Annotated in this window: 16 protein-coding genes; 4 read left to right on the forward strand and 12 right to left on the reverse strand. The window is 62.1% G+C overall.

The window, feature by feature from the left end:
- Positions 1 to 56: 56 nt before the first annotated feature.
- Both I6E60_RS13460 and I6E60_RS13465 read left to right on the forward strand, forming a co-directional pair.
- Positions 57 to 1022 carry an alpha/beta hydrolase gene (locus tag I6E60_RS13460; RefSeq protein WP_197126698.1) on the forward strand — a complete coding sequence of 322 codons (966 nt, stop codon included), beginning with the start codon at positions 57 to 59 and terminating at the stop codon, positions 1020 to 1022.
- Between the two features lie 115 nt (positions 1023 to 1137).
- Positions 1138 to 2145: a helix-turn-helix domain-containing protein gene (locus tag I6E60_RS13465; RefSeq protein ID WP_197180857.1), complete on the forward strand. Its 1008-nt coding sequence runs from the start codon at positions 1138 to 1140 to the stop codon at positions 2143 to 2145.
- Between the two features lie 46 nt (positions 2146 to 2191).
- On the opposite strand, the gene I6E60_RS13470 is transcribed toward I6E60_RS13465, so the two are convergent.
- The 6 genes from I6E60_RS13470 to I6E60_RS13495 form a co-directional block, all read right to left on the reverse strand.
- Positions 2192 to 2992 carry an anti-sigma factor gene (locus I6E60_RS13470; protein ID WP_197180859.1) on the reverse strand — a complete coding sequence of 267 codons (801 nt, stop codon included), beginning with the start codon at positions 2990 to 2992 and terminating at the stop codon, positions 2192 to 2194.
- Positions 2979 to 3539, reverse strand: a complete 561-nt coding sequence (locus I6E60_RS13475; protein ID WP_197180861.1) for an RNA polymerase sigma factor — start codon at positions 3537 to 3539, stop codon at positions 2979 to 2981. Before I6E60_RS13475 ends, I6E60_RS13470 begins: the two co-directional genes overlap by 14 nt.
- A gap of 23 nt (positions 3540 to 3562) precedes the next feature.
- Positions 3563 to 4171 (reverse strand): class F sortase, encoded by a 609-nt coding sequence (locus tag I6E60_RS13480; protein WP_197180863.1) that lies wholly within the window; start codon positions 4169 to 4171, stop codon positions 3563 to 3565.
- A 69-nt stretch (positions 4172 to 4240) separates the two neighbouring features.
- Positions 4241 to 5065, reverse strand: coding sequence for a DUF4397 domain-containing protein (locus tag I6E60_RS13485; RefSeq protein ID WP_197158314.1), 825 nt, complete (start codon positions 5063 to 5065; stop codon positions 4241 to 4243).
- Between the two features lie 92 nt (positions 5066 to 5157).
- Positions 5158 to 6423: a benzoate/H(+) symporter BenE family transporter gene (locus I6E60_RS13490; RefSeq protein ID WP_197180866.1), complete on the reverse strand. Its 1266-nt coding sequence runs from the start codon at positions 6421 to 6423 to the stop codon at positions 5158 to 5160.
- Positions 6424 to 6433: 10 nt separating this feature from the next.
- On the reverse strand, positions 6434 to 7351 hold the full coding sequence (locus tag I6E60_RS13495) for an NADP-dependent oxidoreductase (protein WP_197126691.1): 918 nt from the start codon (positions 7349 to 7351) through the stop codon (positions 6434 to 6436).
- Positions 7352 to 7452: 101 nt separating this feature from the next.
- On the opposite strand from I6E60_RS13495, the gene I6E60_RS13500 reads away from it, so the two are divergent.
- Complete coding sequence (locus I6E60_RS13500; protein ID WP_197126690.1) at positions 7453 to 8061, forward strand: HdeD family acid-resistance protein; 609 nt, start codon at positions 7453 to 7455, stop codon at positions 8059 to 8061.
- A gap of 168 nt (positions 8062 to 8229) precedes the next feature.
- On the opposite strand, the gene rpsO is transcribed toward I6E60_RS13500, so the two are convergent.
- On the reverse strand, positions 8230 to 8499 hold the full coding sequence (gene rpsO / locus I6E60_RS13505; RefSeq protein WP_009771894.1) for a 30S ribosomal protein S15: 270 nt from the start codon (positions 8497 to 8499) through the stop codon (positions 8230 to 8232).
- Positions 8500 to 8651: 152 nt separating this feature from the next.
- A complete protein-coding gene (locus I6E60_RS13510) occupies positions 8652 to 9485 on the reverse strand; it encodes a hypothetical protein (RefSeq protein WP_197180868.1) in 834 nt (277 codons plus the stop codon).
- Positions 9486 to 9580: 95 nt separating this feature from the next.
- Between I6E60_RS13510 and I6E60_RS13515 the strand changes: the two genes are divergently transcribed.
- Positions 9581 to 10762, forward strand: coding sequence for a MarP family serine protease (locus tag I6E60_RS13515; RefSeq protein WP_197126688.1), 1182 nt, complete (start codon positions 9581 to 9583; stop codon positions 10760 to 10762).
- 34 nt (positions 10763 to 10796) lie between these two features.
- Here I6E60_RS13515 and I6E60_RS13520 read toward each other — a convergent pair whose 3' ends face one another.
- The 4 genes from I6E60_RS13520 to I6E60_RS13535 are packed head-to-tail and all read right to left on the reverse strand — an operon-like array spanning position 10797 to position 13455.
- Complete coding sequence (locus tag I6E60_RS13520; RefSeq protein WP_197180870.1) at positions 10797 to 11474, reverse strand: hypothetical protein; 678 nt, start codon at positions 11472 to 11474, stop codon at positions 10797 to 10799.
- Entirely contained in the window at positions 11471 to 12133 is a 663-nt protein-coding gene (locus I6E60_RS13525) for a lysoplasmalogenase family protein (protein ID WP_197180872.1), read from the reverse strand. The genes I6E60_RS13520 and I6E60_RS13525 overlap by 4 nt, the downstream gene beginning before the upstream one ends.
- 19 nt (positions 12134 to 12152) lie before the next feature.
- Positions 12153 to 12614 (reverse strand): VanZ family protein, encoded by a 462-nt coding sequence (locus tag I6E60_RS13530; protein ID WP_197126685.1) that lies wholly within the window; start codon positions 12612 to 12614, stop codon positions 12153 to 12155.
- Positions 12615 to 12657: 43 nt separating this feature from the next.
- The gene (locus I6E60_RS13535) at positions 12658 to 13455 is read right to left on the reverse strand and encodes a nuclease-related domain-containing protein (RefSeq protein WP_307841858.1); all 798 of its coding nucleotides are present in this window, start codon (positions 13453 to 13455) and stop codon (positions 12658 to 12660) included.
- Positions 13456 to 13541 lie beyond the last annotated feature (86 nt).

A 13541-nucleotide genomic window follows, 5' to 3' on the forward strand; every position in this document is an offset into this window, starting at 1 on the left:
GCTCTAGCGTGGACGTAGGCCGTCACACTGGCGTGACGCAGACCAATGGAGGTCTCATGACTACGAACAATGTTCATCCCGCTCCCCCGTTCGATGCCGAGCTGGCTGCAGTGCTGTCGATCGTGAACGAGCAGCTGCCGCCCACACTCACTCCCGCGATGATCGAGCCTCTTCGGGCCGGGCTGGCTACGCCGGTCGCCGATTTGCTCGAAGGGCGGGCGATCACTCACCGCGAAGAGACCTTCGCGGGTCCCGGTGGGGACCTGCTGGTTTCCATTTTTCACCGCAACGATCACAGCGTTGCCGGGCCCGGCATCGTTCACACGCATGGCGGCGGAATGATCATTGGCGACCGTTTCAGCGGCATGGAGACAATGCTCAGCTGGGTCGACGAGCTGGATGCCGTGGTCGTGTCGGTCGAGTACCGGTTAGCTCCTGAGCATCCTGACCCCGCTCCGGTCGAAGACTGCTATGCGACTCTCGTCTGGACGGCGGAGAACGCAGCACGGCTCGGCATCGACGCGACGAAACTCGTTATCGCCGGCGGTAGCGCTGGAGGTGGCCTTGCTGCGGGCACGACGCTCTTGGCACGCGACCGCAAGGGACCCGCGCTTGCCGCTCAGATGCTGATCTACCCCATGCTCGATGACCGCAACGAGACAGTGTCGAGCTATCAGATCGACGGCACGGGAGTCTGGGATCGCGGCAGCAATGACACCGGCTGGGATGCTCTGCTCGGCGACCGCCGAAAGACCGACGACGTCTCGATCTATGCGGCCCCCGCGCGAGCGACGGACCTCAGCAACTTGCCGCCCGCCTTTATCGACGTGGGCACCTCGGAAGTATTTCGCGATGAAGACGTCGCCTACGCCTTAACCATTTGGGCGTCGGGCGGCCACTGCGAGCTGCACGTCTGGCCCGGCGGCTTCCACGGCTACGATGCCATGGCTCCCTTCGCCGCCCTCTCCATCGCCACTCAAGACGCTCGACTCAACTGGTTGCGCCGCACGCTCGGTGTGTAACGAGCCGGCAGGCTGAAGCGCGACTGACACCGCTGTGGTTCGGGCCTTGCTGCGACTGTTTGTTCTGGGCAGGCCGCAATAGAGTAGGGCTCGAACCACAGAGGGCGGAACGAGAATGCAAGAACTAGCCGGGCGCTTGAAAGCGCTTGACCCCGAAGCCAGCGAAACCCTGCGGGTGATCTCGTACTTCGATGCGCTCACCGCAGGCCACGCGAGCGTTGAAGTTCTCTTGCGCGGCGCCAGCATGCTTGCCGGCTGCGCTAGCGGGCTCACCTCTCCAGCCCTCACCCTTCGCGTTGACGAACGCGGACGTCGCAGCCCAGAAGCGGGCACCCCCGCGTCTTGGCCAGCACGGGCGGTCACCGGTGGCGGCACCGTGTGGATCGAACGCGACGAAAGCCCCCACGCAAACGACGACATGATTCTCGAACGAGTGGCGCTCGCCCTCGGCATCCTGTTCGAACGCACCGGGCCCGCTGAGTCCGTTCACAACCCCGTTGAAACATTGCTCGATTCATCGGAGAGCGCCGAGAGCCGACAAACCGCCGCCCACGCTCTCCATTTGGTTGCCACAACCCGCTATCGCGTGATCACTCAACCAGCGAGCACTACGAAGGCCGCGGCCGGGCCGTCTGCCGTGATCACCACCGTTGCGGGTGCTGTGCGCGCCGAGATCGTGCTGAGCACGGATGCCGTCGCCGCCCCGCGCGCCGGCATCGGCATCGCTGCCTCGCCCGCTGACCTCGTACGCTCGTGGATGTCGGCGCTCACGGCGCTGCGCCTGACTTCCGATCATGAGCCCGTGCTTTATGGCGACGATCTTGGTTCGCTGTTGTTACTCGCCGAAATCAGTACCGCCGGAGCTCCTGAGAATTGCGATCTGCAGTCGCTCGGTGTCGTGATTCGCGAGACACCGCGCATCCTGCCGATGCTCGACACTCTCGCCGCCAGTGAAAGTTTGCGGGCCGCAGCCGCGACGCTCGGCTTTCACCACTCGACGGTGCAGTCTCGCGCGGAGGAACTCAGCGCCAAGCTCGGTTTTGACGTGCGAACGTCGCGCGGCCGCACCCGGCTATCCGTCGCTCTCGCCCTGCACCGGCTCGAAACCGCACGCTTCGAGTGAGCCGAGGCGAGCCGAAGGTTCGGCGGCACTTCAGCAGCGGCCTTCGCTACGCCTCGGTTGAGAGCTGACCGCGCACGATGGAGTCACCGGAGTGAGCCGGGTTTCCGTCGAACTGTTCCTCCGAGATGTCGACGAGGTCGTAACTCGAAATATCGAGACCGTCGGGCACCGTGAACTGACCTGACGTGCCTTCGACGATTCCGAGGCTGACGAGAGCCGTGGCATCCGTCGTAATCAGCCAGACTTCGCGATAGCCACCGTCGGTCGCGGGAGCATCGAAGTTGACGTCGATAACGCGTGTGCCATCGGGCAGCTGCTCAAGCGTGGCTTCACCAGCAGAATCTGGCCACGCCGGGAACGCGTCGAGAGTTGCGCTCGCGAGAATGGTCGGCCGTTCGGCGGGGCTGAAAGTTGACCACAGCGCGGTACCGGCGCTCGCGACCAGAGCTACAGCGGCCGCTGCGGCCACGATGCCAACCCACGGGCGACGTCGGCGTTCGGCGAGCGAGTGCACCGTTGCGCCTGCGGCGGAGACATCATGAGAAGCGGGGGCATCGGCAGCATCGGCACTATCGGCAGCATCGCCGACGGCAGCCAACACGGGTTCAACTCCCGTGGCGGGCGGTGCCAACGACAGCTCGTCGCTGATGCGTTCCCACACCCGCGACGGCGGCTCCACGAGCTCGCCAGCATCGAAGGTGGAACGACCAACCATGGCAGCACGAGAGAGAACTTCGATCTCGCGGCGGCACTGTTCACACTCGCTGACGTGCACACTGTCTTCGGGGAGGGCGACTTGCTCACCGAGGGCGAGCAGCGCAAGGATATCCGGATCAACGTGTCGCATAGGTCGCCTCCAATCGTGTTCGCATCCGTTGCAGACTGCGCCGGATATGGCTCTTGACCGTTCCTAAAGGTAGTTCGAGACGGTCGGCTATTTGGTTGTGGGTGAGATCGTCGAAGAATGCCAACCTCATGATCGCTTGGGCATCTGGTTCAAGGCGAGAAATCTCGTCGGCCACCATCAACGTGTCCGCTAAGTCGAAGTCTTCCACGACTGCGTCCCCTCGCGATGTTGTCGACGCCAGCTCTTCTTGAAGTCGGCGGATACGTGCCCGGGCTTCGTGGGTGTCGGCAATCTTGTTTTTGGTAATTCCGACGAGCCAGGCGGAGAGGCTCGATCGCTCAGGCTTGAAACTCGACCGACCAGTCCACGCGGAGACGAAAACTTTTTGCGTGACGTCTTCTGCGTCGCCGCGATCACCGAGCGAGCGAACTGCAAGAGTGAACACGAGCGACGACCACCGCTTGTAAACCTTGGCGAGCGCCGTCTCGTCGCCGGCGATGAAGGCCTGCGTCATGCGGGCTTCGGCTGCGGCTTCGTCGTCCGTCATAGCTCTCCGGTTGAGAATGTCGTTCATAGCGGGTTAGCGATCGCTACAACGTTGTCAGAATATTGCCGCACATTTTCGTCGAACTGTCCACCACAGGTGAGAAGGACGATGCGTGGCGCTCCGTCTCGATCAAACACTTGGTCGAGTGGGACCTGGGCCTTCTGAACGTTCTGAACCGATTCGAGTTGATAGCGGTGATCGACGCCGTCGTCGGTCGTCACAATGATTTCCGCTTGAGCTGGCATCGATGCCAGTTGCGAAAACGGTCCAAGACCTTGAATGAAGTCGTCGACATGGGCCGTGATGACAGTAGACCCTGTGTCGCTGCTCGGAGACGAGCCGTATTGGTACCAGCCCGCAACGGTGATGTTTTCGGGGATTTCCATAAAGCCGTCGGGCTGGATACCGACCGGAGCAATCGAGATGTCCACGCCCACGGAGGGAATCTGAATCCGAACCGGAGCAGCGAGCTGCTCTACCGGCGCAAGTTCACTCGACTGGCGGGGCACATCGATCACCGCGGTTGGCGGCGGAGAAGGCACGGGCGTGGGAGCGATGGATTCGGCGGGGGCTGCAGCACAGCCAGCAAGGAGAAGCGCCATGGCGGTGAGGGCTAGGATTCTCGAGGCCATGACGTTCTCCTTGCTGGGGTGTGTGAGTGCTGGTGTTGCTGGGTCGTGCTGTGGAGGTTGTGCTGGTGACTACTTCGCGGCGCGAGCTGCGGTGAGTCGGGTTGCGGCAAATCCTGCGAGAGCAAGAAGCGCTGCGAGGCCGCCAAGGCCGGCGAAGAGGATGCCGTTGTTGTTATCAGCGGCGAGACCGGCGGTTCCGGCATCCACACCGGTGGGGTTCGAGTGGAGACCATCAATGGTCTGCACTGCGAGCGTCAGGTTGTCGTCCGCGGCGCTGCCCCAGGCGTAAACGATGGTGTTAACACCTTCGGCAATGTCGACGTCAGCCGGGCCGATTACAGGGTCAGTGGTTCCGGTGAGGGCAACAGCGGCGGAAATCGTTCCGACCGCGAGGTCAGCCTTTACTTCGTCGGGGTTGCTCAGGTTTTCGAAGGCAACTGCATCGTTGGCGAGCACGTCGACAGCGGGGGCTGCCGCAGTGTGGCGAACGGTGAGTCGGCCTTCACCGGCAGCGACCGTCGAGAGGTCGTTCGTAAAGAGGCTTGCCGTGGGATCACCAGACTCGTCGAGGTGAGCTACAGCGGTGTAGCTCGTGTTGGCTTCGAGCGTGAGGTCGATGGGGCCAATAGCGGGCGCCGAATCGTCGGTAGCGTCAGAAGCGGTGATCGCGACCGTGTAGGTGTCGGCCGGAAGATCGAGGGGGCCAGCGAGGTCACCGGGCTCGAAGTCGTCGAGGGTTAGTTCACCGTTGACGTAGACGTCTACGGTGAGTCCCGGTACTGCGTGCAGAACGTATAAGTCCGCAGTGGTGTCCGAGATGGCGTTGGCGGGAATGGCGACTCCTACGGCGGCAATCGCTCCGGCGGCTACACCGGCAAAAATTTTGTTTCGCACTGTTCTTGTCCTCTCATGGTCGGGCGTAAATCGCCTTACATGGAGTACTTCCGGCTGAACCCCTGTTTTGGATGCAGCACTCTCAAAAAACTTTAAAGTTTCTTTTCTGGGGTCGCCGCTTTGGTTCCCTCGGGCGTTGGTTCTTCGCCACCGGGCACCGGCGCGGGAGCCACCTTCCGGCGCCAGCCGAGCCACGCCATAAAGACTGCTCCCACGATGAGCGCCCAGAACGCGGAGCCGATTCCGATCACGGTGACGCCCGACGCGGCGACAAGAAAGGTCGCTATGGCCGCGATGCGATGCTCGGGAGCATCCAGAGCCGTGCGCACCGACGTGATGAGGGCACCAATCACGGCAAGGCCTGCGATCGCGACCACGACGATCGGGGGCGCAACAGACACCAACGCCGTCGCAAAGCCTGCCGCCAGCCCAATCACGACATAGGTTGCTCCGGCGGAGACGGATGCGATCCAACGTCGCTTGGGATCATCGTGCGCTTCTTCACTGGCCGTCAGCGCTGCCGTGATGGCAGCCAGGTTGAGAGCATGGCCTCCGAAGAACGCGCTCGCTGCCGATGCCGCTCCTGTCACCGTGAGCACGGGGCCCGCGGGCACCGCGTAGCCGTAGGTGCGCATCACAGTGAAGCCGGGTACGTTCTGACCAGCCATCGTGACGATGAACAGCGGGATGCCGAGGCTCACGATCAGAATCGGGTCAAAAATCGGAACGACAGGAGTAAGTTGCGGCACCACGGCGGCATCCCCTAATAGGTTGCCCTCGGTCGTGAGCGTAATCGCGACAATCGCCGCCACGAGCGCGCCGGGCACAGCCCAGCGCGGCGCCACTTTCAACAGGATCAGCCACACCACAACCATCGGCAGGCCCAGCCACGGGTAGTCAACCGAAGCCGTGATCGGAGCAAGACAAATGGGGAACAGGATGCCCGCGAGCATCGCACTCGCGATTGGCTGCGGAATGCGAGTGATGAGTCGGCCCAGCGCTGGCACCAGACCGCACACCATGATGAGCACGCCACACACGATGAATGCACCGACGGCCGCCTGAAACTCGATATCACCCTGCGCTGCGACGATCAGCAACGCTGCTCCCGGAGTTGACCAGGCCACGGTGATCGGCATCCGGTATCGCCACGCCAAACCGATCGTGACGAGCCCCATCATGACGGTCACAATCAGCAGGCCGGATGCCGCTTGCGCGTCGCTAGCGCCAACCGCGTGAAGCCCCGCAACGACGAGAGTAAACGAGGACGCAAAACCGGCGATTCCGGCAATGATGCCGGTGGTGAGGAGCTGGAAAATAGTGGTTGTCGCTCTCTGCGCAGGGATAATCCGGGTCAAGCGGTGAGCTCTAGAGCGCGAGAACGATTTTTCCGCGAGAGTGCCCCTCAAGAAGCTTCGCGTAGGCCTCGGAGACGTGCTCGAAGGGGAAGACAGAATCAATCGGCACCTGCACGGAGCCGTCAGCAACCAGCGCGGCAAGCGCCGCAAGGTCTGCTGGGGTGGCACCGGCTGCTCCAACGCCTGATGTGCCGTATTCCGAGACCGCGGCGTAGTCAGCGATTGTGTTGATGCGGTGGGCTGGAGCCCCAAGCGCAAGCGCAGCATCCACAGTTTCGCGGCCGTTGTTATCCAGAGCAGCTGTAATGCCTTCGGGGCTGATCTCCACAATGCGTTCGACCATGCCCTCGCCGTACTTCACAGGATGGATGCCGAGCGAACGCAAGAATTCGTGGTTCGATTCGCTCGCGGAGCCAATTACTGTCGCGCCCTTGAGCTTGGCAAGCTGGGCGGCGATGGAACCGACACCACCCGCTGCTGCGCTCACTAGCACGGTGTCAGCCGGCGTCAGATCGATCGCGTCGACACTCGCCCACGCCGTGCGCCCGACAATGTCGAGGCCACCGGCCTGTTCCCAACTGAGAGCTTCAGGTTTGCGCACGAGCTTGTCGGCGGGCACCACCACATAATCAGCTTGGCCGCTAAAGCCCTTGCCTCCGAGGACCTCATCGCCGACAGTCCAACCGTCTACTCCAGCGCCGACTTCGTCAACGACACCAGCAAAGTCGTTGCCGTTTCCGCTCGGAAACTGCACGTCCTGAGGAGCAGCAGTGGCGGCGCCTCTGAACACCTTCGCGTCGAAAGGATTGATGCCAGCGAACTTGACTCGCACGCGCACCTCCCCCGCGCCCGCGTGGGGCTCAGTGACTTCGGAAATAGTGAGCACTTCGGGCCCACCGAGCTGGGAGAAAGTAACACGTCGCGACATATACCGAGCCTAACCGGTGCGTCGCAGTTGCACACCGAGCCAATCGAACTGGGAGAATGGCAGAGTAAGGCATCACTTGACAACTCTGGATAAGGACTCTCATGAGCTCGTCTGACAGCACGACATCCCCCACCTCTTCGGTGAACGACCTTCTCCCTGGTTTGCTGCGCGTGCACCGCGGGCAACTCATCGCCGTTGCCGTCATCGGACTCGTTCTCGGAGTGATTGGGCTGCTGTTCCCCGGAGCAACGCTGCTTACCATCGCAGTGCTCTTCGGTATCTACCTCATTGCCTCTGGCATCTACCGCGTCACCGCGGCCTTCGTCGCCAACAACCTTGATTCCCCGATGCGCTGGACGACCGGCCTCCTGGGACTCCTCGTCGTCATTGCCGGCATCCTGTGCCTCGCCAACCCCTTCCAGTCGCTCATCGCGCTCGCGCTCGTGATCGGAATCGGCTGGATTCTTGAAGGAATCGTCGACCTCGTTGGCGGCGTGCGCGGCACCATCCAGCCCCGCTGGTTCGGTTGGGTCAGCGGAATCGTCTCCATGGCCGCTGGCGTTGCCATGTTCGTGCTCCCCGCAGCTGGAGTGTTCTCGCTCGTGGCGATCGGCGCGATTCTCATGATCGCCGTAAGCCTGACCACCCTGCTGACGTTGCCTCGTAAGCCCAAGGACGCCACCGATAACTCCACGGCTGCAACCGTCTAGCTAGCACTCTCGATCGACCGAACGGGGTCGGGCCAGCCGCAAGGGTAGCCCGGCCCCTTTCTGGATAAGTGACCAGGCAGGCACAGCGCGAGGTGGCGGGCCCTGCCGGAAACAACAAAGGCCGCCATCGCATTGCGATGACGGCCTTTGGCAAGTGTGACGAATCGACTAGCGACGCAGTCCCAGCTTCTCGATCAGCGTACGGTAACGCGTGATGTCAACGTTCTGCAGGTAACCCAGCAGACGGCGACGCTGACCAACAAGAAGAAGCAGTCCACGACGTGAGTGGTGGTCGTGCTTGTGCATCTTGAGGTGCTCCGTGAGGTCGAGGATGCGACGAGTCATCATCGCGATCTGGACCTCGGGGGATCCCGTGTCACCTGGGTGTGTTGCGTATTCTTCGATGATCGCCTTCTTGATACTTGCTTCAAGTGCCATAAGGTAATCCCCTCTCTAGTCGTTGCGCGGTGCCCATAGCTGAATGCGTGAGCTCTCTTTATCCGCGGCCGTTGGACGGCAACCTTGAAAGCTTAGCAGAACGGATGCTCCGGCAGCACTATCCCGAGACAAGCACTATCCCTCGACAAGCACTATCCCGAGACAAGCGCAACGATGGCGGGAATCGCGAACGCCAGCATGGTGACGGTAGCCGCGAGCGCAACCGCTGCCCCGAGGATGATCCACAGCCGCGAGCGCCGGCGGGCGGCATCCACTTCTGTTCGCAATCGTTCGAATCGTGCCGTGAGTCGCACGCTCGCACCCGTGACGGCAGGGCGCACCTGCCAGCCGGAGAGGCGGCCAGCGACCGGCACGAGAGCAGCGACTTGAGCACGTGAATACACCGCTTCATGACGAATTAACCAGCCGGCCAGCTCGCCGAGAGCAAGGACGGGTACCGGCGCTTTCGACCGGCCACGGATGAGATCGGATGCGCCCGTGAGCGCCACGATCGGCCGCACAGCGACGTCGGCCGCTCCTCGTTGCGTAAACTCCTCCGACAATTGCACTGCACGCGTTGTTGCGTCGCGCACGTAGTCGGCACGATGACCATTCACCAGAATCATGCGCCCCGCCGTCACAACCCTGTCCCCCGGATGCCGGCGGCTGCTCACAATGAAGGCACCGGCTGGGCCTAAGACCAGATGGTTGGCGCCCACGCTCGGATCGTGATCGTCGTCGGATTGCGCGACCATCCAGTCGGATCCCAGCGCGGCGAGCGCCACTGCTGACTCCAACTCGCCAACTCCGTGCGGGTACAGATCATTCGCTTCTCCAGACAACGGGCTCGTTCCGCGGAGGGCTTGAAGCCAGGTGCGCGGTTCATGATCAGCTTGCGCTCGGAGACACGCAGCCATCGCTGCGCCAAAGCCGCGATCGAGCATTGGGGTCGCCGGAACCTGGCCTTTGTGTGCTGACTCGCTCACGGGATCCCCCCAACATCGTTCCGTCAGAGAATATCTGGCGTCTCGCTTTCGCCCAACTCGGCACGTCACAGGCCGACGCAGTTTAGGCTGAACCCATGAACGTGGCGCCTCTGCTCGATCTACTCCTCGTGGTGGTTCTGCTGGGGTATGTCATCTACGGCCTCGTCATCGGTCTCACGCGCGGCATTTTTGTGATTGCGGGCGTTGGCGTTGGTATTTTCTTTGCCACGATGCTCGCCCCGGCCGCATCCCAGCTCGTGGAGCTTCCACAGTTGCGGGCGATAGTTGCCATCTCGGTCGCCGTCGGACTCATCGCTCTCGGCCACGCCGTGGGCGTTGCTGCCGGCAAAGCAATCCATGTTGAGATTCGAACGAGCGCGCTGCGGGGAGCGAACCGTGCCGTTGGTGGGCTCGTGATTGGTGTCGTTGCGGCCCTCGTCATCTCCACCGTCAGCTTCAGCGCTGCCCAACTTGGCCTGCCGATTCTCTCGCGCACCATTGCCTCTTCGGCGGTCATCCGCACCATTCAGGACATCACGCCCGACGTCGTTGAAGCAAGCATCGCCCGCTGGCGAACTGTGCTCACCGATCAAGCCCTGCCTCTGATTGGCTCTCCGCTCGGCGACCCCAATGCTCTGATCCCGACGATCGACTCTGATAGTCCGGCGCTTGCCGCAGCCGCACAATCGGTCGTGCGAATAACAGGAAACGCCTATGCGTGCGGTCAGGGCCAGACCGGCAGCGGGTTCGTTATTGCGCCCGAACGAGTCATGACGAACGCGCATGTGATCTCGGGAACTACCGACCCGGTCATCGAGGCGTTGAACGGTCAAGTGCTGCCGAGCACCATCGTGTACTTCGACTCCATTAATGACCTCGCGGTGCTCGCCGTTCCCGGATTAAATGCTGATCCGTTGCAACTTGGTGTCACCGCGCGCCCCGGAACAAGCACGGCGCTTCAGGGGTACCCCTACGGCGGACCGTTCAACACCCACGCCGCGCTCGTGCAACACATCAGCACGTTCGAAAGCCCCGACATTTATGGAAACGGAGGGGCCCCACGCGAGGTTTACACCCTCGCCGGGCAGGTCAATCCGGGTAATTCTGGGGGCCCGCTTCTCACACTCGACGGAGACGTCGTTGGTGCAATCTTCGGCAGTAGCACCGAACAAAACAACGTCGGCTACGCTCTCACGCTGGATGCCGTTCAACCGATTGTCGAGAACGCTGCAGAGCTCACAAGCACTGTTTCTAGCGGTTCCTGCATCGCACACTAATCCGCTGCGGAATGTGCGCTAGAGCGCTAGAGCGCTAGCGTTCGACGATCAAGTACTCCGGCGCATCCGGTGTTCCTGGGCACGTGTCCACTGTCGATTCATTGGCGGCACTAAACGCGAACCATGACCAGTCGTCGCCGAGCTTCTTGCCGATCGAACGGGGAATGAGAAAGCGAACGGTGGCCCCATTCACTTGGGCGTCGTCAGCATCTAGCCTGTCGCTGTCGTCTCGGGACAGCTCGTACGCCGAGACCTCGTCGACCTCGCCATCGTCGAGCTCGGCCATGAATTGGTAGGCGCGATCGCCGTCTGCTGTCTCGGCATAGATACCGAGTTGCGATGAATCCTGATCAATCGGCGACGCGAGAGTGATCTCGATCGCGACATCGTCGCGCTCCGACTGCGCTACCCGCGCTGACTCGATATCGAGCGACTCGACTTCGTTTGTGAAATCCACGCACTCGTTGCCGCTCGATACCCCCGCAGGGTCGACGACGGTCGACCCTGGCTCCGGCGCCTCCGATTCGATTGGCGGGGAGGACGACGGCGAAGCGGCAATCGGTGTCACTGGAGCTTCAGACGACGATGCCGCAGCCAACGTAATAACCACGGTGAGGACAACCGCAAAGACCACCAGCACAACAACCCCGATAACCACAGGGACGACGGCGACGCGTCGGTTCACGGAGGGTTCAGAGGGCTCGGGAGTCACCCGGATACGCTAGCAGTCTTCCGCGAGGCCCTTCGTGCCGCGACAAAGCCAATCGCGATCGACAACTGGCCTCCCGTATAGAGCGCCATGATGACGACATCCGACTGCCACCACACTGCGGTCGGCGCGAAAAGAGCCCATGCCAGCGCGGTGTCAGAGACCAAAAATAGTACGGCTCCGGATGCGATGAGCCGGTTCGTCGCGAATGCCGACGCCGTGGAGGCAGCCAGCACCGCTCCGTAGGCCGCGAGCGGCACGAAGAACAGCCCGAGATCGTCGCGCAGGATGACGAGCAGCCCCACCCACCACACGACGAGCACGGCGGTGCCCCACGGAATCCGACGAGAGCGCACGGCCGTCAGGAACAGTGCGAGGTACACAGCGTGGGCAGCGAGAAAAGCGGCAAGTCCGATGATGAAGCTTGAGCTCGCGGCATCCGCCACAAAAATATCGCCGATCCAGGCCAGAGCGAGCGCTGCCAGGAACCCGTAGTCGGGGCGCCGAAATGGACGAGCACTCGCGAGAACGACCGCAACCCCGAGAGCGGGCATCAAGAGGAATTTACTGGGAGTGGCTATTGCATCCCAGCCCCCCAGGAGGCTGACGACGTGAACAAGCGCGACCGCGCCATAAATGCCAAACCATCGGAAGTTGATCACTTTCACAGCGTAGAGCGAATCACCGTTTTTGTGAATAATTATCGTAATTGTGTTCACGGTGACGACGGCGAGCGCGCTCCCGAGCCGCGGCCACACTCAGTGTCACCACCACGCCGATTGTGGCGCCAAGCGAATTCGACACAATATCGCGCACATCAGATACGCGAGAGGGAATGAACTGCTGAACCCACTCGATTCCCGAGGTCAAAACGACAGCCAGGGCGAGAGCGAGCCACCAGCGCCGCTTTCCCACCAAGAGCACGAAGAAAAGTCCGAGCGGAACAAACAACGCGATGTTCGCAACGAATTCAAGATCATTGAAGGTGAGCCACTGGGTCGCCGAAAAACGGTCAAGAAAAACAGCGAGCTGCCAGAGCGGACCATCGCGTTGGTCGGGGGCCTGCGGGCTCAACGTCAACCACGCCACAACGGCGAGATAGCTGAACGTGGCAGCGCTCAGATAAGGATGACGCCGAAACATCCACTAATCGTGCCCTACGTACGCTCGGAAAGTGCTCGACGCGCTAGGAGGTCACCACAAGCTCGGTTAAGACAGAGACAAGAACCCACACTGAAAGGAAGGTGACGATGAGCGCCGTGACGATCCAGAAGAAGCTTCGGAGGCTCGCGGCGCGAACATCATGATGGATGCGCACAAAAGCGCGCGTCAGGTTGCGTGACTTCTGCGCCGCCTGCTGCGGGTGCGGCCACGTTGTGCTTGCTTCAGCCGCAGTGGAGAGCGTGGCGACCTCTTCCCCCGTGAATAGTGCCGGCGCACTCGCAAGCCATTGCTCAAGCTGCATCGAGGTGAGGATCTGAACGTCAGCCGGAATCGCGAGCATCGAAACTTTCACCGGCTCGACCATGACAAGCACCGCAATGACGTCGACATCGCGCCCCAGCGCCGTCGAGAGCGCCGCAGCGACTGCACGAGCGGCAGTCCGAGCGGTAACGATGGCTGTGCTCACGCTTCGCGCGACGATCAGCTCGTCGCCGTTCACGGCAACATCGTCGCCCTGACAGTTCACGACAGTCACGGCGAAGACGCCCGCACGCCCGACAGCAAAGTGGTCGAGCGAGGTGTCACCGAGTGGAACTCCGTGGAGTACGTCCCAGCTGTGCCCAAGCCGATCAAGGATGGAACCGACGAGAAGCTCCCCGACTGCCCCACGATACTGAGCGCGGCTTTGCTTCGTCAGCGGTGAGATACCAAACAAGCGCGCCACAGCACGTCGAGGCGCACGACGAGATTGCGCCTCTACGACGGCGGCCATGGCTGACTGTCCGGCGATCCGGCCGCGAAGATCATGATTCTGCGGCACGCAGACCTCCAACTCTCACATGCGTAGAAAAGCATGCAGAAATACGTTGGGCCGGAGGCTCCCCCGCCTCCGGCCCGACTCGTGGC

It is taken from the genome of Salinibacterium sp. SWN167, from assembly GCF_015864665.1.
Lineage (GTDB): Bacteria > Actinomycetota > Actinomycetes > Actinomycetales > Microbacteriaceae > Rhodoglobus.

Bases quoted from the DNA above. Each gene is read 5' to 3' on its own strand.
- I6E60_RS13460 (WP_197126698.1), top strand. From the start codon at position 57: ATGACTACGAACAATGTTCATCCCGCTCCCCCGTTCGATGCCGAGCTG.
- I6E60_RS13465 (WP_197180857.1), top strand. From the start codon at position 1,138: ATGCAAGAACTAGCCGGGCGCTTGAAAGCGCTTGACCCCGAAGCCAGC.
- I6E60_RS13470 (WP_197180859.1), bottom strand. From the start codon at position 2,992: ATGCGACACGTTGATCCGGATATCCTTGCGCTGCTCGCCCTCGGTGAG.
- I6E60_RS13475 (WP_197180861.1), bottom strand. From the start codon at position 3,539: ATGACGGACGACGAAGCCGCAGCCGAAGCCCGCATGACGCAGGCCTTC.
- I6E60_RS13480 (WP_197180863.1), bottom strand. From the start codon at position 4,171: ATGGCCTCGAGAATCCTAGCCCTCACCGCCATGGCGCTTCTCCTTGCT.
- I6E60_RS13495 (WP_197126691.1), bottom strand. From the start codon at position 7,351: ATGTCGCGACGTGTTACTTTCTCCCAGCTCGGTGGGCCCGAAGTGCTC.
- I6E60_RS13500 (WP_197126690.1), top strand. From the start codon at position 7,453: ATGAGCTCGTCTGACAGCACGACATCCCCCACCTCTTCGGTGAACGAC.
- rpsO (WP_009771894.1), bottom strand. From the start codon at position 8,499: ATGGCACTTGAAGCAAGTATCAAGAAGGCGATCATCGAAGAATACGCA.
- I6E60_RS13515 (WP_197126688.1), top strand. From the start codon at position 9,581: ATGAACGTGGCGCCTCTGCTCGATCTACTCCTCGTGGTGGTTCTGCTG.
- I6E60_RS13530 (WP_197126685.1), bottom strand. From the start codon at position 12,614: ATGTTTCGGCGTCATCCTTATCTGAGCGCTGCCACGTTCAGCTATCTC.